The sequence below is a fragment of the Bradyrhizobium sp. 14AA genome, from assembly GCF_054185205.1.
The window spans coordinates 143,522-168,011 of the sequence record NZ_JAVAYM010000017.1 but is presented as its reverse complement, the minus strand read 5'-3'; the positions used below and the strand labels follow the sequence as shown (position 1 = coordinate 168,011).

Sequence of the window (24,490 nt, the reverse complement as noted above, 5' to 3'; positions counted from 1 at the left end):
GTTACCATGCCTCCGCGAGGCGGCCAATGGCCGGCTTCGCCGTCTCAACAGCCGCATCCTTCCAGCCCGTGCGCCCCGCACGCTGCCCCTGACGGCGCAGCTTGCGCATGTCGCTCAGGCCCTCGATGTTGACGGCGGGACCGGAGCCGATCGTCTCGACCGGCCGCGGCGTCAGCAGCGCATCGAGCCGCGCCTGGCCGGAGAGGCCGAGCAGGTAGAACGTCCCCCCGTCCTTCTTCGCAAGCCAGGTCTCGATGCGCTCTCCCCCCTCACTATCGACGGAGATGTTGCGCATCGCGCTGGCGCCGGTGAAGTCGTTGCAGCAGGTGTGGGTCGGCCCGTAGTTGGTGACGGTCGCCGAGATGTCGCCGGTGTAGAACACCACATAGGCGTTGCTGACATTGGCGTTGCCGACCTGGCTCATCGTGAACACGCCGCCCGGCTGGTAGAGCTGGAGCGACGGCCAGTTGGACGGCGCCGGCGAACGGTTGTTGAGCAGCACCTGTTCGGTGCCCGTGGTGAGCATGAGCTGGCCCGGCACGTAGCCATTCAGGATCGCAACGGCGTGCGCGTCGGTCCAGAAGTTCGCATCCACCACCCTGAACTGGTTGATGATGATGCTGTCAGGATCGATCGAAACGTTGGCCGAGGTCGCCGTGCCGCCGTTATAGCCGGTGATGTTCATGATCAGGGGGATCGGCGGCGTCGAGCGGATCTGCTCGCCGGTGACATTGATCGTGTTGGCGGCGAGATCGAGCGCCTTCACCACGCTGACGGACCTGATGGTGATATCGCCGGGCGCGGACAGCGCGATTCTGTTGCCGCGCAAATGGTCGAGCACCAGCGATGTGCCGGTGTTCAAGTTCACGTCGCCATTGGCCGACATCGACCCGCCCAGGACCGAGCCGTTGGCGGAGTGCAGATTGATGTCACCGGCGTCGCCCGGGATTCCGAGGGTGGTGAGCTGGCTGAACGCGATGTCGCCCACCGCATTGAGGGTCTGCGTGCCGCCGCTGATGGCGGTGCCGAGCGTGATCCCGCCCGTCGTCGCCGTGATGGCGAGGCTGCCGCCAATGTTGAGGTTGTCCCACTGAACCACCTGGCCCTGCAAGGACGCCGCGCCGGTCACGGTTGTCAAATTGTGGCCGGTATTGGATGTCGCCGCGATCAGGTTGGCGGATCCATGGGCATTGATCGATCCGCCCGCCAGCATGCCGGTGCTGGCGACGATGCTGACGGCGCCGGCATCGCTCGGGGTGCCGTCGGTGGTGAGCTGGTTGAACGTCACGTCCTGCCGGGCCTGCAAGGTCAGGCTACCGCCGCTATGGGCCGTGTCGAGCGTGACGCTGCTGCCGCTCGAGGTCATCGCGAGAGAGGCTCCCGCGTTGAGCGTGTTCCAGTTCACGAGGCCGGCGCCGGTGATCGAGCCGGAACCGGTGGCTGCGGTCAGCACCCCGCCGGTGTTGGTCGTGCCCGCGGTCAGCGAGGCCGAACCGTTGGCTGCGACCGAGCCCTGCGTCGCCGTCCCGTTCACCAGAACCGTCTGTGCCAGCACGAACCCGTTGGTGGCGGTCACCGCGACATCGCCGACATCGGTGTTGGTGCCGGTCGTGGTCAGGCTGTTGAACGTGACGTTCTGGTTGGCCCGAATGGTCTGCGAGCCGCCGCTGCTCGCGGTCGCCAGCGTAATGCTGTCGGCGGTCGAGGTGACACCCAGCGTCGTCGCCGAGGTCAGCGAGGTCCAGTCGACCAGGCCGCCGCCGCTGATCGAGCCCGAACCGGTGGCTGCGGTCAGCATCCTGCCGGTGTTGGTCGTGCCCGCGGTCAGCGAGGCCGAACCATTGGCTGCGACCGAGCCCTGCGTCGCCGTCCCGTTCACCAGAACCGTCTGTGCCAGCACGAACCCGTTGGTGGCGGTCACCGCGACATCGCCGACATCAGTGTTGGTGCCGGTCGTGGTCAGGCTGTTGAACGTGACGTTCTGGTTGGCCTGAATGGTCTGCGTGCCGCCGCTGCTCGCAGTCGCCAGCGTGATGCTGTCGGCGGTCGAGGTGACACCCAGCATTGTCGCCGAGGTCAGCGAGGTCCAGTCGACCAGGCCGCCGCCGCTGATCGAGCCCGAACCGGTGGCTGCGGTCAGCACCCTGCCGGTGTTGGTCGTGCCCGCGGTCAGCGAGGCCGAACCGTTGGCTGCGACCGAGCCCTGCGTCGCCGTCCCGTTCACCAGAACCGTCTGTGCCAGCACGAACCCGTTGGTGGCGGTCACCGCGACATCGCCGACATCGGTGTTGGTGCCGGTCGTGGTCAGGCTGTTGAACGTGACGTTCTGGTTGGCCTGAATGGTCTGCGTGCCGCCGCTGCTCGCAGTCGCCAGCGTAATGCTGTCGGCGGTCGAGGTGACACCCAGCGTCGTCGCCGATGTCAGCGAGGTCCAGTCGACCAGGCCGCCGCCGCTGATCGAGCCCGAACCGGTGGCTGCGGTCAGCACCCTGCCGGTGTTGGTCGTGCCCGCGGTCAGCGAGGCCGAACCGTTGGCTACGACCGAGCCCTGCGTCGCTGTCCCGTTCACGAGAACCGTCTGCGCCAGCACGAACCCGTTGGTGGCGGTCACTGCGATATCGCCGACATCGGTGCTGGTGCCTGTCGTGGTCAGGCTGTTGAACGTGACGTTCTGGTTGGCCTGAATGGTCTGCGAGCCACCGCTGCTCGCGGTCGCCAGCGTGATGCTGCCGGCGGTCGAGGTGACACCCAGCGCGGCTGCTGCGGCGAGCGTGGTGCCGGTGACGTTTCCAACCGCGGACAACGCCATCGCGCCGACCGTGGTGTTGAGCTGCGTGAAGCCCAGCGTGCCGGCGCTGTCGATCGTCATGGCGCCGCTGCTCGTCGCGGCATCAATCACGAGGTCGCCGGCAGCCGCTGTCAGGGTCTTGGCATTGAAGGTGCCGCTCGCGCCCGCGGCCGTGCCCGCCAGCACGCTGTCGAGCGTCAGCTTGCCGCTGGACACGATATCGACCGAGCCGGAGGTGGCCGACAACTGGCTGGCGTGGAGATCGGCGACCGAGCCGAGATAGATGCCGCCGGTGCTCGCGGTGGCCGTCAGCAACGGCGTGTCGACGCTCACGCGCTGCGTCTGGGTGCCGATACCGGTGGCGGAAAGCGACACTTCGGCATTCGCCGCGGTTGCAGTCAGGTTGGTGTGACCATCGCCATTGGCCGTGATGGCGCCATTGGTGCTCGTGACCGTGATCACGCTCACGGTCGAAGCCGGGCTGGCAGTCGACGTCATCTGGCCGAGCACGATATCGCCGGGCGCGGTCAGGCTGATCAATTGCCCGGCCTGGATCGAGGCGTTGCTGGCCATCGTGATCGAACCGCCGACCGCGGTCGAGCCGGTCAGGCACGGGCCGGAGCAGACCGTCACCGATCCCTGCGACGAACCCGCGGCGCCGCCGAACGAGATGCCGGCATCGCCGATCAGTGTCAGGCCGTTGACGGCCGTCAAATTGCCGACGTTGAGCGACACTGGATTCTGCGACGCCAGCGTCGGGCTGTAGATGAGGGCGCTCCCGGCGATCGTGCCGCTCAACAGTCCGGTGGCGCCGACCTGGAGCGTGAACGGCGTGTTCTGGGTGCCGACATCGCCCGAGGCGTTGAGGATGATGTTGTTGGCGGCCATGGTGACGCCAGCCAGGTAGCTGGAAATGTTGCCGTTGGTCGCGGTCAGCGAGACGGTGTTGGTGGCGAACACCTTGCCGAAGATCGCATCGCCGCCGGTCGCGGTCAGATAGGCATCGGTGCCGGCCTGCGCCGAGATCAGCTTGCCGTTGATCCGATAGCTGAACGCATTGGCGGCCGAACCGATCGCATTGGTGGCGGCGAGCGTCAGATCGCCGATCGCACCGTTGCTCGGATTGATGACGACCTGGCTGGCGAACAGCGCAGCGCCGGACGCGTTGGTGGCCGTCAGAATGCTCTGCGGCGCCAGCAAGGTCACGTCGCCGCCGGCGTTGATCTGACCGACGGTCAGCGTCGCAACCGGCTGGCCGGCGCTTGCGGCGGCCTGGACATACACCGTCGTTCCCGCCGTCGCATTGAAGGTGCCGCTGGCGTTGACATAGACCGGCGCGGTTTGCGCCAACGCGACATTGGTCAGGTCGTTGACCGTGATGCCGTTCGGCAGCGTGGACAGCGTCAGACCGCTCAGCACGTTTCCGTTGAGGGTGACGCCCGCGCCGAGATGGGCGACGTCGAGACTGGCGAGCGCCTGCGCGCTGAGCGTCGCGCTGAAGGTGATCGAACCCGGCGTGGTCGCGACCGACAGCGCCGCCTGCTGATCGGTCGTGATGGTGCCGTTCTTCAGGTCGGTCAGGGCGATCACAACGCTCGGCGCCGTGGTGCCGATGCTGTTGGCGGCATTCAGCGTGACGTTGCGGCCGACGATGCTGGCGACCGCGTTGGTGCCGACCGTACCCGCCGACGGCAGCAGCGCTGCGTTGCTCAGCGTCGAGACGATCTGTCCCGTCGAATAGACGGAGTTACTGACAAGGCTGAGAATGCCGGCGCTGACCTGCGGCGTGCCGTTGGCCGTCAGCGTCTGATACTGCGAGTTACCGTAGGCCTGGATGGTCGTCACGTTCGCCTGGTACAGCGAGTTGGCGTAGTTCTGCACGGTCTGGACCAGGCCCTGGTACTGGGTGTTGCCATAGGAGCTGATCGAGGTGGCATAGGACTGGTACTGGGTCGCGGCGTAGCCCTGGATCGTCGTCAGGTCGGACGTATAGGCCTGCACCGCAAACGCCTGCACTTGCGCGTCGGTGGGATTGTTTCCGAGGAAGGCGGCTGCCGCGGCCTTGACGTTGGTAATGCCGGCAGAGGTCAGTGTCAGGACGCCGTTCTGGATCGTGCTGTTGCCGGCGCCTACGATCGTCTGGAACACCTGATACGACTGGGTCAGGACCGACGAGCTCGAAGTCAGGTTCGAGTAGTAGCTTTGCAGCGTGGCCGTATTGAGCGTCAGCGCTCCGGCCTGCACGGTCCCCTGCCCGAGCATCGTGATGAAGCTGTTGTAGTCCGCGGTCGAGATCGTGCCGTAGCCGTTGCCGCCGCCCCACGGGTTGCTGGTCGTGCCCGAATGCGCCTGCTGCGCCCAGTCGGTCAGAACCGCATTGGTGATCTGCATCGGGGCGGAGCAATTATTGTACTGGCAAGAGCCGTATCCGTTGGTGGTCCGGTAGGTGCCGCTCGCCAGGTCGACCACGACGTCGAGGTTGTTCGTCGCGTAGTTGATCACCTGCTGCTGCAGCGGCTGGTACTGGCCGTTCGCGTAGGACGAGAACGTGCTGCCGTAACTCTGATACTGCGAATTGGCGTACGTCTTGATGGTGGTCGCGAAGCTCTGGTACTGGCCGTTGGCATAGGCCTGAACCTGCGCCGCGGTCGGAGCCGTGGTGCCCAGATGCAGCGCTGCAGCCGTCGCCGCCGAGAATTGCGCGATACCGGCAGCCGACAGCGTCAGCACGCCGTTGACGACCTCGCCGTTGGCGTTCGCGGTCAACCCCTGGAACAGCTGGTAGTTCACGGCCGTCAGGGCCGCCGGTGCGTAATAGGCGACGCCGGGATCGTTCAGCACCAGGCTCGACGTCGAGACCCCGTTCACCGTCGTGGACTGCACCGTGCCGCTCGCCAGCAATTGCTGCAGGCCGGACGTGCCGAGCGCGGTGGACGCATTGGCGAGAATTCCCGAGGTGCTGAACTGGAACACCCCGGACGCGCCGGTGCCGTAAGTCGCCAGCGTCTGCAGCTTCTGCAGCACCGCCGCCGAGGTGAGCACGAACTGGCCGTTCTGCACCGATCCCGTCGCCAGCAGCGTGCTGAAGGCCGTGGCCAGCGGTGCCGACAGGACGAGTGAGGACGCGGGCGCAAGACCTGCGGTGGTCAGCGTCAGCACGCCGTTCGAGACCGAGCCGTTGGCCGCGTTGGTGAGCGTCTGGTAGGCCTGCAGGTCGGTGCCGTACAGCGCCTGGCTGGCATATTGCGCCATCTGGGCGTCGGTGACGGTGGTCTGCCCTTGCGCCAGGATCGTGCCGGAGCACATGAAGTGGCAGTTCTGATCCTGGTCCTGCAGCCGCGCGAACACCTTGGCGGCGAGGCTCGTATACTGCGTCTGCGCGCCGGACACGATCGACTGCGCGTAGGACTGGTAGGCCGGGTTCGCGCTGTTGAACAGCGAGTTCTGGTATTGCTGGTTGGCGTAGGCCTGGACCTGCGTCGCCGTCGGGCTAGCGATACCGAGCGCCGCCGCAGCGATCGAGGTGTAGGCCGTAAGGCCGCTGCTCGACAGCGTAAACACGCCGTTGGTCACCGTGCCGTTCGCCATCAATTGCTGGTATGACGTGTAGGCGGCGTTGACGCCGGCCTGCGCGTTGGCGAGCACGCCGGAGCTGCTGAAAACGAAATTGCCGTTCTGCAGCCCGCCGCTCGACGTAAGATTGACGTAGGCTTGATAGTTCGGCGTCAGCTGGGCCAGGGCCAAATTGTTCAGGCCTGCCGGCGTCAGGGTCAGCACGCCGCTGGTGTTGGTGCTGATGGTCGACACCAGCGACGAATAGGCCGCGTAGTTGGCTGCGCTCAGTCCTGTCTGAGCATAGGTCCCCACATTGTTGGCGGCGAGCACGAAGGCGCCGTTCTGGATCGATCCCAGCCCGGCGAGAGAGAGGAACGCCGTCCGGTCGGTGGCGGATATCAGCGAGGAAAAATTCGCCAGGAACTGCTGCGCGCCGGCCGGGATGAAGGTCGCATTCGGTCCGAGCAGCATGTCGACCGTCATCGTGCTGCCGAATTGCGCGTTGTAGGCGGCGATGATTTCGGTGGCGAAATTCCGGTACGCGGTGGTCGCCGCAGTGGAAATGGAGGTCAGGTAACCCTGATACTGCACGGTCGCCGCGCCGTTGATGTTCGTGGCGTACGACTGGTACAGCGCATTGGCATAGGTCTGGACCTGCGCATCGGTCGGGTTGGGATTTTGCGCGGTCGCCGCCGCCTGGCGGAAGGCGGCAATGCCGGCGGCGTTGAGCACCCAGACGTTTCCGACCAGCGAGCCGTTGCTATAGAGCGTCTCGAAGTTCTGGTAGTCCTGCGTCAAGGCCGTCTGCGCCATCGACGAGACACCGTTGCTGTTGAGCTGGAAGGTGCCCCCGCTCAGGGTGCCGTTGCTGAGCAGCCCGGAGAACTGCGCGTAGTTCGCGCTCGACAGCGCGCTCTTGGCGTAGCTCAGGATGCCGCTATTGGTCAGGACGAACACGCCGTTTTGCAGCGAACCGCTGGCGCTGAGCAGCGAGAACGCGACCGCCGGCGTGGCGTTGAAGGTCGTCGCCGTCTGCAGCGGCTGATACTGGGCCACGGCATAGCTCTGAATGGTCTGGGCGTAGCCCTGGTACTGGCCGTTGGCGTAGCTCTGGATGGTCTGCGCGTAGGTCTGGTACTTCGCGCTCGCGTAGGTCTGCACGGTCTGCGCGTAGCCTTGGTACTGGCTGTTGGCGTAGCTCTGGATGGTCTGCGTCAGCCCCTGGTACTGCGCATTGGCGTAGGCCTGGACCTGCGCGTCGGTAGGCGCCGTGATTCCGAAGGCCGCAGCCGCAGCCGCCTTGAAGGCGGTGACGCCGGCCGACGTCAAAGTGAGCACGCCGTTCGTCACCGATCCGTTGGCGCTCGAGGTCAGGTTCTGGAACGTCGTCGCCTGCTGCGTGCTGAGCGCGGCCGCGGCGTAGGCGGTGATGCCGGCCGCGGTCAGCACGAGGCCGCTGGCGCCGACGGTGGCGTTGGTGCTCGACGTCAGCGTCTGGAACGCGCCGTAGGTTGCGCCCAGCGCCGCCGAGGCATTGGCGGCGACGCCGGCCGCCGTCAGCGTCAGGACGCCGGCTGTGCTGACCGTCGCGTTACCGTTCGCCGTCAGGGCCTGGAACGTGGTGTAGTTGGCCGATCCCGACCCCAGCGCGGCCGCGGCATAGTTCACCACGCCCGCCGCCGTCAGCGTCAGCGTGCCGTTGTTGACCGAACCGTTTGAAGTCAGGGTCTGGAACAGGCCGTATTGCGCCGACGTCAGGCCGGCAGCGGCGTAGTTCGCGACGGCGGCATCGCCGATGGCGCCGCCGTTCAGCGTGAACACGCCGTTGACGACCTGGCCGTAGCTGGTGAGCGCCAGCAGCGCGGCCGAATTCGCGGCGTAGTTCGCAACCTGCGGATTGGTCTTCCAGCCCGAACCGTAAGCCTGTCCGAACACCGTTGTGAGCGACTGATACAGCGTCGGCGCGTAGGCCTGAATCGTGGTCTTGAAGCCCTGGTACAGCGTGTTCACATAGGCCTGCACCTGCGCGTCGGTCGCGGTGGTGCCGTTGTTCAACTGCGCCGTCGCCGCCGCCCTGAACTGGGCAACACCGGCGGCCGTGAGCGCGACCTGGCCGTTCGTCACCTGTCCATAGGTCACCGTCAGGTTATGGAAGGTCGTGTAGTCGGCCGATGTCAGCGCGGCGGGCGCGTATTTCGCGATCGAGGCCGGATCGCCGGCAAGCACGAAAGTGCCCTGGGCGTTGGCGTAATTCTGGATCGCCTGGGCGTAGGCCTGATACTGGCCGTTGGCGTAGGTCTGGATCTGCGCCGACGTCGGGTTGGTGATCCCGAGCGCGGTCGCCGCGGCGGCCTTGAACTGCGTGATACCGTTCGCCGTCAGCGTCAGCACGCCACCCGAAATGGTCGAGTTGGCCGCCGCGGTAAGGCTCTGGAACGCGGTGTAATCGTTGGCGCTCAGAGCGCCGACGGCCGCACTGGCGAGCCCGGCGGCCGTCAGCTGGGCCGCGCCGGCCTGAACCGTGCCGTGCTGCATCAGCTGGGAATAGAGCACGAGATCGCGATTCACCGTGTTGCTGAAGGCAATCACGCTGGCGAGTGCGGTGTCGTTGGCGCCGTCGAGCGCGGTCAGATGCAGGGCCGACGAGACGGCTGCGACCTGCGCCGAGGTCAGCGTCTGCGACGCCGTCTGTCCGCTGGCATCGAGGATCGTGCCGAACGGCACGTTCAGGAGCACGTCGCCGGAAGCCGAGGCGATCAGCCCGACCCGCAAATCGCTGGAATAGGCGGAGGTCGCCGCGGTCTGCGTCAGGCCGATATCGCCATGGGCCACGACGTTGACGATGCCGCCGCTGTACGAGCCGTCGGTCTGCTGGGCGGCATTGGCGCTGATCGACAGCGGATTGGTGATCGAGCCGATGCTGCCGAGCGTGCTGATCATCGTGATGTTGCGGCCGCTGACCTGCGAATTGGTCCCGGCGAGGAGGTCGCCGGTGGCGGTGATGTTGACGTCGCCGAAGCCGGTCGCGGCGTTACCCGACGACACCTGCCCGAGCGTCGCGCCCGAAGCGAGGTTCAGGTACACGCCGCCGACGCCGGCCTGCGCCGACAGCGCGCCGGGCGCCGAGCCGGAATTGGCCATCGTCGCCCGGATCGGGGCTGCCAGCGAACCGATCGCGCCCGCGGCGTTGAAGCTCGCGCGCTGGGTCAGGATCGAGCCGGTCGAGGTCTGCGAGATGTTGCCGCCGGTCGTCGTGTTGAAGAGCTGCTGCTGCGACGACGATGCCACCGACAGCGCGCCGTTCGGATTGACGATGCTGCCGGCGAAGATCACGTTGCCGGTCGACGTGATGTTGACGGTGCCGCTCGCATTGCCGCCGAAATTAATCCCGAACCGGTTGTCGGCCTTCACCGACGACGTCAGGTACAGCACGCCTGTCCTGGGGAAATTGTAGACCCAGTCGCCGACGCCTTGAGCCGGATTGTTCTCGTAGAAGCCGTAATTGCAATAGCTTCCGTCGCAGCCGTGATACGCCGGGATGAGCTGGCCATAGCTTGTCACCGAACCGCTGATGGTCTCCTGGAACACCGGCATGGTGGTGGAATTGCCGGTCGTGATCGTTCCTTGCGCCGTGGTCGATAGCCCGCCGGTCGACGTGACATACGACCATGGCTGGTTGGGATTGTCGAAGATCCAGTGCGCTCCGGCGTCCACGGTCCGACGGATCGTTGCCTGCTCGACCCACTGGAAGCGCAGTCCGGAGACCGGGTCGTAGGATCCGTTCGAGCCGCCGATCACGGTGCAGTTGTTCGCGCTCGTACAGTCGCCGCTGGGCGTGGCGCCGTTCGAGGTCATGAACTTGTTGATGGCGTCGGTCTTCGGCGAATAGACGTAGGTCGAGGTGTTGTTGCCGGAGGTGATGTTGCGGTCGACGATGGTGACCGTGCTGGTCAAGGCCGCCGCCGCGAGCGTGTTGCCGGTATTGACGCCGTTGAGCACGAGGTCGAGGCCGGTCTGGTTGTTGATGCTGACGCTGCCGTAGCCGCCGTTGACGTGAACGTTGCCGAGCTGGTTGGTGCTGATGATCTTGCCGTCGAGCAGCACGCTGGCGCCGCCGGACGAGGCGTTGATGTTGGCGACGGTGATCTGGTTGGTGATCGCGCTGTAGGTCACCAGCGGCTTGCCGAACTGATCGGTCACGATCGTGTAGATCGGATCGAGGGTCGGGTTCGTCGAGACATTCTGCTGATAGTTGTACTGGAAGCGGGAAAGGGTTCCGCCAGTCGGCGTCGTCGTCGTGATCGTCTGCGTGCAGCTGTCCGGATCGAGGATGCAGCCGAACGAGTTGCTGTTCGTGACCGTCCGGGTCGTGGTCGTCAGCACGAGCGGAGCAGTCAAGTCCGCGCCGAGAGTGACATTGTAGTTGGTCTGGCGTCCCGCCGTGATCGAGCCGTTGATGTCGATGATGCTGGCCTTGATCGCAACCTGGCTGCCGTAGATCCGGAAGCTGTTCTGGCTGCCGGACAGGTCCGCCTGCGCGTATTGGCTCGCGATCGTCTGCGTCGCGTCAGTTGACTTGGTCAGGGAGTAGTACTGGATATACGGCTGCATGCCGTCGGTGGAGTTGCCGACATTGAAATCGTAGTTCTGCGCGTGGCTGACGGCGGCGTCGGGCCAGCCGTTGTAAATCTGCAGGTAAGCGTTACAGGTGCCGGCGGCCTGGTAGGCGCAGTTTCCGAAGAAGATCGTGCTGATGTTGTTCGGCGCGCGATCGCCGACCTCCCCGTAAAGGAGGCTGTTGAGCGTGGCCGCATTGCCGGCCGTCGGATGCAGCGTGTTCGCCAGGTAAGCCGCCGCGATGTCACCGACCGGCGCTGCCGCCGACGGATTGCCGCCCGGCCAGACCATGAAAGTCGCCCACTCCGAGAACGGCGAGCCGCCGGCCAGATACATGCCCGAAGGATCATTGGCCGAGACCGCAACCGCGCCGTTCGGGACCGTGACGGCGACCTGCTGGCCGGTCATGTTGGCCGTCATGCCGTAGGATCCCAGCGTGTTGTTCACGGTCACGAGGCCGTTGACGTTGGTGACGTCGCCGACGATCAGCAGCGTCGGCCCGTTGGTGCTGGTGTCGAAATTGGCCGGATTATACGAGTTGTTGATCGCGATGGTGGCGATGCCGTTCGGGTTGGAGTGAAGGTGCGGCGATCCTGAGGCAAAGCTGCTGGCTGCGCCCGTGAAGAAGATGTCGCCGGCCGCCGCCACGCCGATATACGCGCCGTTGATGATCAAGGCGGCGGCGCTGGCATTGTTCACCGAGATCGTCGGCGAGCCCTGCGCGGTGACGCTGCCGCTGCCGGTGATGTGGTCTGCATTGAGCGTCACCGTGCCGCCGGAGGCGAACAACTGGCCGATCGAGAAGGCGTTGGGTGATCCGCTGAGCCCGTTGATCAGGGTCGTCCTGACCGTCGCGTCGAAGTTCTGGGTGACGAACGTGGTGCCGTCGAAGGAGTCGGTGTAGCTGAAGCTGAACGGTGCGCCGCCGGGCGCCACGCTGAGGCAGCTGGCGCTGTCATCGCAATTGATGGTGATCAGGAGCGAATTATAGATGCCGGCCGTGAGCGTGCCGTTGATCGTCAACTCGGCATGCGCCCCGTTGCTCGTGTTGCTATGGCCGTCGCTGACCGGGATGAACCCGATCTCGTAACCATGGCCGGAGCCGGTGGCCGTCGCCGTCACGGTTCCGGCATAGCCGCCGGTGACGATGTTCTGGCCGCTGTTGAGCGAGGCGCCAGCGACGATGTTGACGCTGGTGTTGTTGTTCAGGGTGGACGTCGCATTGGCGTCCGGAACAGCGATCAATCCCCTGGCAAAGCTGATCGCGGACGCATCACCCGCCAAATAGGTCGAATACGACCCCGTCGGGCTCTGACCGGCCGTGACGTCGACATTGTCGAACGCCGTCAGGTTGGCGGCGCCGATCACGATGTTCTGGTTGGTGGTGACGCTGGTGCTGGCAAAGGCGGCGGCGGCGACGAAGGCGACACCGAAGGTGTTGGCGTAGGACGAGGTACCGGCGGTCGAGCGGGTGTAGGTGCCGATCCCGATGTTGCCGAACGACGTGATCCCGACCTGATCGGCGGCCGCAGAAGACGGCGAGGCCAGCGTCCCCGAGCCATACGCCGAAGCCGCACCGATGTTGATGTCGTTGTCGACGGTCGCGCTCAACGACGAGCTGACGCCCGCGCCTTCGATCCCGCCGCCGGTAACCAGCGTCACGCGGTCGGTGCCGGTGATGATGCTGGTGGCGAGGATCGTCACATTGCCCGGGTTGGCGACGGTGTCGGTGCCCGCGGTCAGATGCGTGTTCTTGCCGATATTGACGGTCGCTGTGCCGGCAAGGGTGATGGCGCTGGTGGCCCCCACGCCGTTGATACCGCCGCCGGCGCCCGCATTGGCGCTCGAACCGGTTCCGACTTCGTTGAAAATGTTGCTGGCGGTGATCGTCAGGTCGGAGGCGCACGCGGCCACGTCGCAATGGCCGGGAGTGGAGCCCCTCACCGCGATGGTGTTGTTGACACCGATACCCGCCGTCACGACCGAATTGGCGAGGTGCGTCGACGCCGCGCCGCTGGCGCCGAGGGCGGCAGCCTGCCCGGTATCGGCTATCGTCGTATAATTGTCGGTGTGGCTGGCGAGGATCGCCAGCGACCGCACCGAGAGGAAATTGTCGGCGATGGAGGCCGTGGCGCCGCGGTTGCCATTGCCAATGCCGGCCGTGACCGTCGAGTTGGCCGACGTGTTCGCCGACGCACCGTTGCCGGCAAAGGTGCCGCCGCTTCCCGACACCGCGTGGACGTAATTGTTATCGGCACCGACGGCCGAAATCGACAGCGCGCCGGTGTTGGAGGCATTCGTGTTATTGCCGAGCGTCGCGGTGGTGGTGGTGCTCGAGTTCGCATTCGCCACGACCACGCCGACCGCCAGCAGTGCCGAGGCTGCAATGCCGGTGGCATTGGCGCTCTGGCCGGTGGTGTTCTGGGCGAGAATGGTGACGTTGCCCGACGCCAGGTTGACGTTGTCCCCGATCGTCGCCGAAACGTCGGAGGTGTTGGAGGCGACCGACGCGGTCGCCTGGACGCCGATGAGCATGCCGCCGACGGCACCGATCGCGTTGGTATAGGCCGCGTTCCCATTGCTCAGGACGTTTTCGTAAGCGGAGACGGTCACGTTGCCGCTCAGCGATGCATGGTCGAGCACTTGCGCCGACACCGTGGAGCTCACGGTTGCGGTTGCAACCGAGGCGCCGATAGCGGCGCCACCGGCAGCGACGCCGAGCGCGTTGGCTTCCGCATCCGGGGTGTCGCTCGCGGTCACCGTCAGGCCACTGGTGCTCGTGGTCGTGATGGTGGCGTAGGCGCCGACCCTTGCCGTGACGTTCGCACCGTCTGTCGCGGTCGCGGCCGATCCGTTGCCGGTCAGGATGCCGCCGGAGACTGCGACCGAATAGGCCCACAGCAGGCCTGCATCGTAAGCGCTGACCCCGACGGTGGTGGCATTGATGGTGCTGTGACCGAGCACCTGCGCGGTGACCGAGCTGGTCTTCCTGGCCGTCGTCACCGATGCGCCGACGGCGGCAAGACCGATCGAAGCGCCCTCGGTCTGGGCACGCTGCGACGTGGAATCGTTGGCAGCGACATTGACCGTGGTGGCGCTGACGGCGGCGGTGCCGGCGTAGCCGAGATTGGCGGCGGTGTCCGCGAACTGCCCGCCGATTTCCGCGGTGACCACGTTGCTGACCGTCCCCACCGCAACGGCGGCGTCACCGCCGAAGTAAAGACCGCCGCCGCCGGCAACCGCCTGGATGTCGATGGTCCTGCCAGGGTGCGAACCGCCGGTCGGATCCTGGACCGTCGCCAGGACGTTGACGGTGGGCGCCACCGCGATGGCATTCAGGTTGGCGAGCACGCTGCTGTTGACGGTCGCAAAGCCGATCGCCGCGCCGACGCCCGCATTCTTGCCGAAGCCGGCACCGAGCAGGAACATCTGCGCGCTGCTCGCGCTGGTGGCGCCGACATCGATCTCGCTGCCGGTGACGTGGCCGCCCGCGATCTGCGCCGTGACGCCATCATTGCCGCCTTCCAGCACCGTGCTGACATTATAGGTCGAGCTGGCATTGGCGCCGGACGGCGCCCCCGCCGTGCCGTTCGCGACCGCGCCGCTGCCCTGGCCCGAATTCGTGCCGTTATTGGCGGCCCCGAGTGTGCCGCTGAGCTGTCCGTTCTCCTGCCCCTGCGTATCCGCGTCCGCGACGTTGGTACCGATGACGATGACGCCGACCGTTGCGCCGATGCCGACCGAGCCGCCGATGCCGGCGGTGACTGCGTAGGACAGGATTTCCTTGGTGCTCTGGCCGACGACAGAGATCACGCCGGACGAGTTCAGGTTGCTGTTGCGGGTTTCCGCAATGGTCTGGCTCTTGAAGGAGATGACGTTGACGGCCGCGCCGACGCCGACGCCGCTGCCGCTCGCTCCGACCGCCAGCGCGCCGGCGATCTCGCTGATGTTAACGGTCTCGGTCGCGTTGACGCTGATGGCGCCGACCGCACCGCCCGTCGCCGACTGCACATTCGTGTCGTAAATTCCGGCGATCGTCGTGTTGTTCGCGATCTCGATATTGGCCATGCCCGCAATGGCGAGCGAGCCGGTCGAGACCGCGCCGCCGATCGAGTAGGCCTGGAAATTGTCCGTGGTCGTCGCACTGACATTGAGCGCACCGCTGAGCGTGATCGCGGTCGAATGCGCCGAGGCGCTGTTGCCGCGATAGTGGAACTCGTCGCCGATATAGGCCTCGGTCGTATTGGAGCTGACCTGCACGACGAACGCCGCGCCGATCGCGACCGAGCTGCCATAGGCGCCGCTGCCGTTCGCCGAGGCGATGCCGGTGCTGTCGGCGGCCCTGACGCTGAGCGAGTTGGCGGTGAGCGCGCCGCCATCGACATAGGCTTCGGTGGTGGCGAGGAAGACATTGAGCCCGACCGAGCCGCTGTTGAAGCCGACCGCAACCGACGAGGCGTCCTGCTCCGCATTGGACTTGACGGTGACGGCGCCGACGGTCGGCGTCGGAACGCCGCCGACGGACGCCGTACCGCCGACCGTGGCGTTGGTGATGGTCGCAAATGTCTGGCGCGACATCGTCGTGCTGATGATGGTCGCGCCGCCGCCGGTGCTGGCGGTGGGCGCCACGATGCCGACCCCGAACGTGCCCGAATAGGAGAAGCTCGAGGCCGCAACGTCGATCTGCGGCAGCAAGGTGGAGCTGGTCAGCCGCGTATCGATGCTGGCGCTGTCGATATAGGCGCGCGTCGTCCCCGACATCACGTTGACGATCGGGTTGATCATGATCGCGATGCCGGTGCTTGCGGCAAGGCTGGCGACGTTGGCGACGACCGCCTGGTGCGAGCTGGCGACGACGGCAAGGCCCCTCACCGTCTCCTGCGTCTCGGTGAGGTCGGGCGTGTTGTCGGTCGGCGCGCTGAAGGAGCCGATGCTGAAGGCGTGCGCGAGCGTGCCGCTGTTGACCGACAGGGTATCGGACGACGAGGTGCCGAGCGCATCGACCTTGGTCGACGCGCCGCTGATGAAGGCCGAGGTGCTCCCGTCGATCTTGTTGGTGACCATCGAGCCGGCGCCGCCGACCGAGCCGGTCGAAATCGAGAACGCGCCGGCAAACACCGAGATGCCGTCGGTGTTGTTGGCGAGCACGCCGACATTGTTGGTCGCGAGCACGTCGGCGCCGCCGCTGATCGCGGCGGTGACGTTGGTGCCCATCACATTGGTCGCAACCGATCCGGCAAGGCCGACCTGCGACGACAGCGCGACGCCGACCGCAACCGTCGAGATCGAGGCGTTCGAGGTCGCACTGACCCCGACATCGCTGCTGGCGATGATCCTGGCGCCGGTGACGCCGGCGTTGAGCTGGTTGTCGACCTCGCTGTAGACGATGGAAAGCCCGCCGGCGCTGCCTTGGGTCGCCGCGCCCCCGACGGCCGCCGTCGAGATGATCGAGGACCGGTCGAGCGCCTGGACGGTGACGTCACGCGCATTCACCACGGTATTGGCGGGGGTCGAGTTGCCGTCACCGATCGCCGCCGAAACGTCGTTCCTGATGGTGCTGATGACGGCGCCGCCCTGCCCGGCAAACTGTCCGGTCGCCAGCCCGAAGCCGATCGCGACGGACTGGATCTTCGAGGAATCCTCCGCTGCCACCAGCACGTCGCCGGTGGTCACGGTCATCTGGGTCTGGGTGATGAAGGCCGAATGCGTGGTGGAGATGGCGTCGACGACGATCGCGACGCCGATGTTGTTCTTGCCCGCCTGGAGGATACCGGCGATCGACGTGATTGCAGCGCCCGGCCCGGCGCCGACGCCGCCATTGAGCGCGGCGCCGCTGAAATCGACGCAGGCCTGCGAACCGCTCGAGGTGATGCAATTGTCGTGCGCGAGCTGGCCGCTGTTGGTGCTGCGCACGAGCGTCGCGAGCGCGTTGTCCAATCCGCTGTCGTCGACGCTCACCGCGCTCACGATGACGTTGCCGCCCGAGACCGTGACGTTGCTCGACGTGATGTAAGCCAGCACGGAGGGGCTGATCGAATCGACGACGATCGAGCCCGCAAGTCCGTTCTCGGCGTAGCCGCCGGAAGCGGCGCCGGCCGCGATCACGCTGGCATCGTCGCCGATGACCGTCAGCGAGTTGAACGCCGAAAGAGTAGAATTGGAGATATGCGCATCGACGGCGTTGCCGCCGCCGGGATTGCGGATTTCGGCATAGGTGAGCGCGATGCCCGCGGCGTTCTTGTCGCCGTTGAGGTAGAGCGACCCGCCGCCGATGGCGATATTGGAGGTCTGGTAGGCGTTGACATTGGCTGCGTTGGTCGTGCCGCCCGCGACGCCGGTGATGGTCGAGCTCTCGACATAGGCGGTCGCCGTATCCGAGATCGAGCCGACCGAAACCGAGACCGAAGCGGCAGTGCCGGTGCGCGTCGCGGAGAGTGCGAGCGCCACTGCCGTCTGCGAGCCGCCGCTGAGCGCCCGGACGTTGACGGCCGTCTCGTCGGTGATCGTCGAATTGGCGATATAGGCCGTGGTCGAGTTGCTGGACAGCGCGATCGCGATCGCACCGGCGAGCGCGGCGCTCGTGGCGTTCCCGCCCGCAAGGTTGAGCGCGCCGGACCCGGAGCCGTTGGTGGTGATGGTGTTATTGAGCGCCTGGACCTGGATGATTGGCGCGTCCGTGGCGGTATAGGGATTGCCGCTGTTGACGGTGACTCCCTTGATGTAGGCAGTGGTGTCAAGGGATGTGGCTGAGACCGCCGAGCTGCCGGCGACATCGATACTGAACTTCGAGGTTCCATTCTTCTTCGCGGCGGCCTGCTTGGCCACCTCGAGGGCCCCCAATCCTCCAAAATCCGGCGCGCTGTAGAGCGCCCCAAGCTTCTTCGTATAGCCGATCTGCGCGTACGGGTCGGATTCAACCGCCGCCACCGCGGCGACCGTCACCCGTCCCGCGGTCGCGGCATTGACCTGAAGGCTCTTGGTGGTCACGTGACCGCCCTGGCCGCTGCTGGCGTTCGGATCATCGCTGCTGAAAGCGCCGTCGGTGATGTCCTTGCGGTTATCGCCGACATAGGCCGCGGTATCGGCGACCGCCGTCATGTAGGCGGCGGAAACACCGACGCCGGAGGTGGTGCCGAGCTGGATCGCACCCGACAGCGAGAACAGCGACACGTCCTGGTTGGCCGAGATCGTGACCGAGCGGGGCGAGAGAATGGTTGCCAGCGAGCTGACCGAGGCGTGCGTCGTGTTGTCGATGAACGCCATCGACAGGATGCCGTTCAGCGCGATGCTGCCGGACGACGAGCCGGATGTCGGCGCGATCGCAAACAGCAGGTCGGTCGTTTTGGCGGTGACCGAGACGTCGCTTGCCGAGTTAAGCGTCGCGCCGGAGGACACGCCGGCGATGGTGTTACTGGTGGATTGAATGAGGTTGAGCGTTCCGCCCGCCGCGGTTCCCGGGCTGTCGGAGCCCGGCAGCAGCACCAGCGGCCCGAACACGCCGCCGATGTCGATCGACGTGTTGTAGGTGTACGCCGAAACCGTCAGCGCCGAGGCGAAGCCCTGCGAAATGATCACGCCGTCGATGTTGGCGAACGCCGTCGCCGTCCAGCCGGCCGTGCTGCTCGGCGCACGGGTCGATGTCAGGTTTGCACCGCTGCCGACCCAGGCCGTGGTGTTGTCGTTCAGGCCGAAATAGGCGAACGAGCCCGCAACCGAAAGGTTTCCGCCGCCGCTGGAGTTCGCGTTGGCATAGGTGGTGACGATGTTGTTGACGACGCCGAAATTGGCATTGAGGTGGTTGAGCGTCTCGCCGAGGCCGTTCCACTCCTGCCAGGAGTTGGTGTTGGGTATCGTCGTCGAGGCGGATACGCCGATGTCCGACGCGCGGATGACCACGTTCGAGCCAACATAGGCGTTCGAATTATGGGTGTAAGCGCCATAGGCAATGGCAGCGGCAATCGCGACCTTGGGGCCGTTGTCTGCGGTGCTGACGTTCACCGTCGACGAGGAGTTGTTGCGGATCTGGTCGTCGATCAGCTGGCTGATCACGCCGACGTCGCCGGCCGTGTAGACCTGCGGCGCCACGCCATTTCCGGTGCTCGCGATGGCGGCGTCGGCGGATTCAGAGGTGGTCGCAAGCGACATCGCACCGGCAATCTTGAAAGGCAGGCTGACGCTGGCGAGCGGCTTCAAGAAGCCATCGAAGAATTTGTAGGGCGTGGTTTTTGGATCGCTGCCGGCCGCGCCGGTGATGATGGTGTTGAGCAACCCGGGCGTACCCATCGTCACTGACGAACTGGTCGCATTCTTCGCGATGTCGGTCGCGGCGGCCACCAGGACGTTACCGGTCTCATTGGCGCCGCTGCTGCCGAAGTTCGCGCCCATGATCGCCGTGGTCGCGACATTGATGTTGTTCAGGGCAACCGCGCCGCCCACGCCGCCGGGATCGCTGGCGCTCGACACCAGCGGGTTGAAAGCGAACGCGGTCGCGCTGACCGAGAAGGTGCTGTAGTTGTTGGCGCTGACCTGAAGGCCTTGGCTGCCGCTGGAGAGAATCGCGCCCGAGTTGACGATCGCCTGGGTCTTGATGTCGGCCAGGCCGATCGCGACCGTTGCCAGGAACTGGCCGCGGGTCGTGACCGAAAGCGCCGATACGTCCAGCGTGGTGTCGGTGGCGGCACCGACCAGGATGCCCTGCCCCGCCCTGATCGCAGCGCCCGACGACACGATCGTCGAGACGTCTGCCGTCACCTTGCCGACGACGACGGCCGCGCCAAGCGGCGACAGAAAACCGGAGGCGATCACCGGGTCTTCGGCGTCCTGGGTACCGCGGGCGGAAATCAGCACGTTGCCGCGGCCGTTGAGATCGGCATGGCCAGTGATCGCCACCTTGGCAACCGTATTGGCCGCGACGTAGCCCCCGTTGACGCCCAATATGGTCGTCCCGACGATCTCGGCTATCGTCGCAAGCTTGCCGAGAGCCGTGCTCGTCAGGTTCGATGTCGCAGTCGATATCGCCTGGATGATGATGGCGCCGCCGGTGATCGTGCCGTCGACGTTGACGGCGGTGGTGGCGCTCGCGAGCCCCGACAGCAGCGTCTGGCTCGCGGTCGCCGTCAGCCTGACGTCACCGTCGGTGAAAGTCGATCCGCCGCTGTTGATCGCCTGCGCCCTGATCGCGGCGCCCTGCGCGATCGTGATCGTCGGCGCATTCAGCGTGACGCCGAGCGCATTGTGCTGGGAAACATTGGAGGCGTTGAGGAAACGCGTATCGATGATGCCGCCGCTGTCGACCGTGACCGAATTGTTGGCCGAGATCGTGAACGTGTCAGCGCTGGCCGCGGCCAGGATCATGCTGGCGACCGTGGCGTTGCTGACGAACCCGGCGGCACCGGAATTGGCGTCGCCGGACGGCCCGATGATGACGTCGTCCTGATCGAAGCCGATGCCGACCCCGCGCGCCAGAAGCTGGGCGCCGGAGTTAACGGTGAGCGTGCCGGACGACAGCCCGACATTGACCGTGCTGCCGCCATTGATCACGGCGGTCGCTGTCAGGGTGAGCGCGTGGCCCGGCGTCGACAGAACGAAGTTGCCGCCGGCCTGCATCGCCGCGATGTAGGTCGCGATCTCGTTGTTCGACAGCACGCCGTTCGTGCCGTTATTGCCAGTGGAGCTGTCGACGCTCTCGTCGGTCGTGAAGCCGAACTTGACGCTGCCACCGCTATCGGCCGCCAGCGACGCGGACGGATTGGTGACGTTGATCCCGTGCCCAGATAGCGAGACCGTGCCGCCCTTGATCGTACCGGCGACCGAGAGCAGGCCTGATGCGGCGACCGAAACCGTGCCGGACGTGAAATGACTGCCGCTCGCGTTGGCGGCCTGGGAATCGATGATAGCCCCCGCGGCAACCGTCACCGAGGCGGCCGAGAGCGCAATGTTCACCCCGTTGGCGGTCGAGTGGGAATTCGAATCCTTGGCTGTACCGTCGATCCTGCCGCTGGCGTCGACGGTGATCGAGTTGGACGCGGACAGCGAAACCCGGCCGAAGCCTTCAAGCGCCGTCACGTAACGGGCAATGGTCGCATTGTCGACAAAACCGGCCGCGCCGGCATTGGCGTCGGTTGCGGCATTGCCGATCACCATGTCGTTCGTGCTGGTGATTTGGACCAGCCCGGCATTCAATTGCAGCGGCGACTGTGCCGTGATCGTCGCGCCACCGCTCCTTGCGCCATTGACGGCGAGCGTACCGTTGCGGCCGGCGTTGAGAACGATCGCGTTGCCGGTCAGCGTCGAATTGGCCGCGAACGAGATCAGCGCCCCCGCGGTCAGATTGACGTTGCGGGCCGCACCGGCCGCAATGCTGGCGCCGTTGTCGACGTACAGCGAATTGGTCGCGCTCAGGGCAAAGGTGCTCGAACCGGCCAGCGAGGCGAGGTAGTTCGCGATCGTCGCGTTGCTCAGGAAGACGGTGCCGGCGGGCGGATTGGCGCCGTTCGGATCGTTGGACGGCCCGACATAGATCGTCCCCGCCCCGGCATTGAACGTCACGACGCCGCCGTTGATCGTGCCGGCGCCGGCCGAAATGCTCGACGCCGCCAGCGTAATGCTTCCCGGCGTATAGAACGTCTGCCCCGATGCGTTGACGATATCGGTGCGCAGGCTGGCGCCGTTCTCGATCGTGATGGTCGGAGCGGCCAGCGCGATGTTCCCAGAGATGCCCGACGAATAGCCGCTGCCAGCGTCGAAGTGGCGCAGATCGATCGTGCCGCCGTTCTTCACCGTAATCGAGGACGCGGCGCTCAGCTTGAGCGTGCCGACCGAGTTGCTGCCGGACAGGTAGCCGGCAATGGCGGCGTTGCTCAGGTTGACGGCTGCGTTGCCGGCATCGCCGACCACCATGTCGGCCGAGCTGGTGAGATTGAGGACGGAGGCGACCAGCAGGAATGACGGCGAGATCACGGCGCCGCCGGTCGTGCCAGCGTTGATGGTGACGGTGGGGCTGTTGATGCTGACGCTGCTGCCGGTCAAGGTGCTGTTGCCGGCCAGCGAGATCGACGTCGCCGCGGTGAGCGCCACGCCGGCGCTGCCTCCGGCGATCACGCCGTGCGCATCGACCGCGAGCGTATCGATCGCCGACAGCGTCGCCACGCCGTTGCCGCCGAGCGCGGCGATGTAGCCGGCCATCGTGGTATTGGAGATGAAGCCGGCGTTGGACGCGTCGGCCGCATCCAGCGTGGGATCGCCGACGATCACCGCGCTGCGCTGGATGTCGAAGATGACGGAATTCGCCGAAAGCTGCGCGCCGCTGGTCACGCCGATGGTCGGCGCCTGCAGCGTGATCGAGGCCGTGCCGGCCGGGACCGAGGCTCCGATGCGGGCCGCGGCTCCGACACCGACCGAGGCGCCCGCCATCAGCATGACATTGGCGCCGGTGATCGATCCGCTGGCCGCAACGGTGCCGCCGCTGACGGCGGTCGCATCGAAGGTGACGGTGCCGCCGACATAGCTGTCGCTGCCGGAGTTGACGGCGCCGGCCTGGATCTGGCTGCCGGCCGCGGCCGTGATGGCGTTGGCGGTGATTGTGACGTCGCCGGAATTGCCGAGCGCGTTGCCGTCGGAATCGCTGTTGCGGGTGTCGATGATCCCCGTGGAACTCAGCGCCACCGAGGTGCCCTTGAGCGTGACGCTGCCGCCGGAGAGCAGGCCCGCCACCGTCACCGCACCCGGCGCGCCCGACGTCGCGTCGAGCACGATGTTGCCGGCGGTGTACATCACGTCCGACGTATTGACCGATTGCGCCAGCACCTGGCCGCCGGACGCGATGGTGATGGTTGGTGCCTTGAGCGCGACGTCGAGCGACTTTCCGTTCGAAACGCCGTCGCTGCCGAGCTGGCGCGTATCGATGATGCCGGTGGAATCGACGGTCAGCGCGGTGGTCGCGCTCACCGTGAGGTCGCCCAGCCCGCCCATCGCCGCGGAGTAACGCGAAATGGCGGCGTTCGAGATGAAGCCCGCAGCGTTCCTGTTGGCCGAATTGGTGCCGTCGCCCACGAAAGCGGTGGCCGTGCTGCTCAGATTCAGATGCGCGGCAATGAACTGCAGCGCGGTGTTGGTCACCACCTGCGCGCCGCCATTGGCGGCAGCGTTGACGTTGATGGTGCCGGCCGCACCGGAATCCAGCAACACCGTATCGCCGCGCACATAGCTGCCGGCGAGGAGCGTCAGCGTCGGCGCGCTCAGCGTGACATTGACTCCGCTGGCGCCGGCGTCGACCCGGCCGTGCTGACCGATCGTGATCGAATTGCTCGCCAGCAGCGTGAAGGTGCCGGTGCCGTTCAGCGCCGCGATGGCGGCCGCGACCGTCGCGTTCGACATGTTGACATTGGCATCGCCCTGGGCCGCGTCGCCGACGACGATGTCGACGGGATCGAGGACCAGTGTGCCGTGTTGGCCGTTCGGCGCCGCCAGATTGATCTGGACCTTGTTGCCGACATCGAACATGCCGTCGGCGCTGAGGTCGACCAGACCGCCATTGCCCTTGGCCGAGCTAGCGTCGATCTTCGCACCGCTCTTGACGGTCAGATCGCCCTGGGTCTTCAGCGTGATGTTGCCGGCGTCCGCGGTCTTGCTGGCCGTGCTGAGCTTGGCGTTCTTGCCGACCTCGATGCCGTTGCCGGCCGTGACGGTGATGTTGCTCGGCGTCGTGGTCTTGCTGCGGGCGATCAGCCGTCCGTTGATCGTCGCCTTGTTGACGGCGCCGATATGGATCGAGCCGTTGCTGACGGTGATGGCGCTCGCGCTGCGAAGGCCCTTCGAATTGACGGAGGCCGCGAACTTCGCGGCATGATCGAGATTGGCGATGTCGCGCTGGCTGGCGCCGCCGACATAGACGTTCTGCCCGGTCAGGCGCACGCCGTCGATGGCATTGACCCGGCCGTAGATGCGGATGTTGCCGTCCGGCGAGACCGGGAACGAGCCCGCCATCAGATTGCCAACGGCCGTGCCGTTGATCGCCCCTCCCGGGCCGATCAGGCTGTCGGTGAACTCGCGCGTCGGCGTCGACACGTTGAGGCTGCCGACATTGACCGTGCCGCTGCGGCCGACCACGAAGCCTTTGGGATCGGCGAAATAGACGTTACCGCCGATCGCACCGTTCATGTAGGAGTTCAGCGTGCCGTTGACGTAGACCGGCGCGTCGCGAACGATGTTGACGAGGTTCTGCGTGCCGTTCGGCAGCTGCAGATTGACGGTGTTGCCTTGGCCGACGCTGAACTGCGAGAACGAGTTGAAGGCGTTGTTACCGGAGACCGTCGACGTCGTGACGTTGGTGACGTTGCCGGAGGTCTGCAAGCCGGTCCCGGTGCGTCCGTCGGGAACGATGACGTTCGCCGTCTGCGCCTGGAGGCGGACGCTGAAGACCGGCAGGAAGACCATCTGCAGCGCGCAGAGCAGCGACATCGAACGGAAGCGCGCAAGTCGTTGCAGCGTCCGTTCGTTGTTGTCTCGCGTCGCAGATGGTCCGCGCATTTC

The 24,490-nt window shown here is 66.1% G+C and carries 1 protein-coding gene; it reads right to left on the bottom strand.

The annotated features are described in order from the left end of the window. Nucleotide 1: 1 nt before the first annotated feature. Entirely contained in the window at nucleotides 2–24,487 is a 24,486-nt protein-coding gene (locus tag RAD15_RS27605) for a leukotoxin LktA family filamentous adhesin (protein ID WP_458181368.1), read from the bottom strand. Nucleotides 24,488–24,490 lie beyond the last annotated feature (3 nt).

Bases quoted from the DNA above. Each gene is read 5' to 3' on its own strand.
- RAD15_RS27605 (WP_458181368.1), bottom strand. From the start codon at position 24,487: ATGCGCGGACCATCTGCGACGCGAGACAACAACGAACGGACGCTGCAA.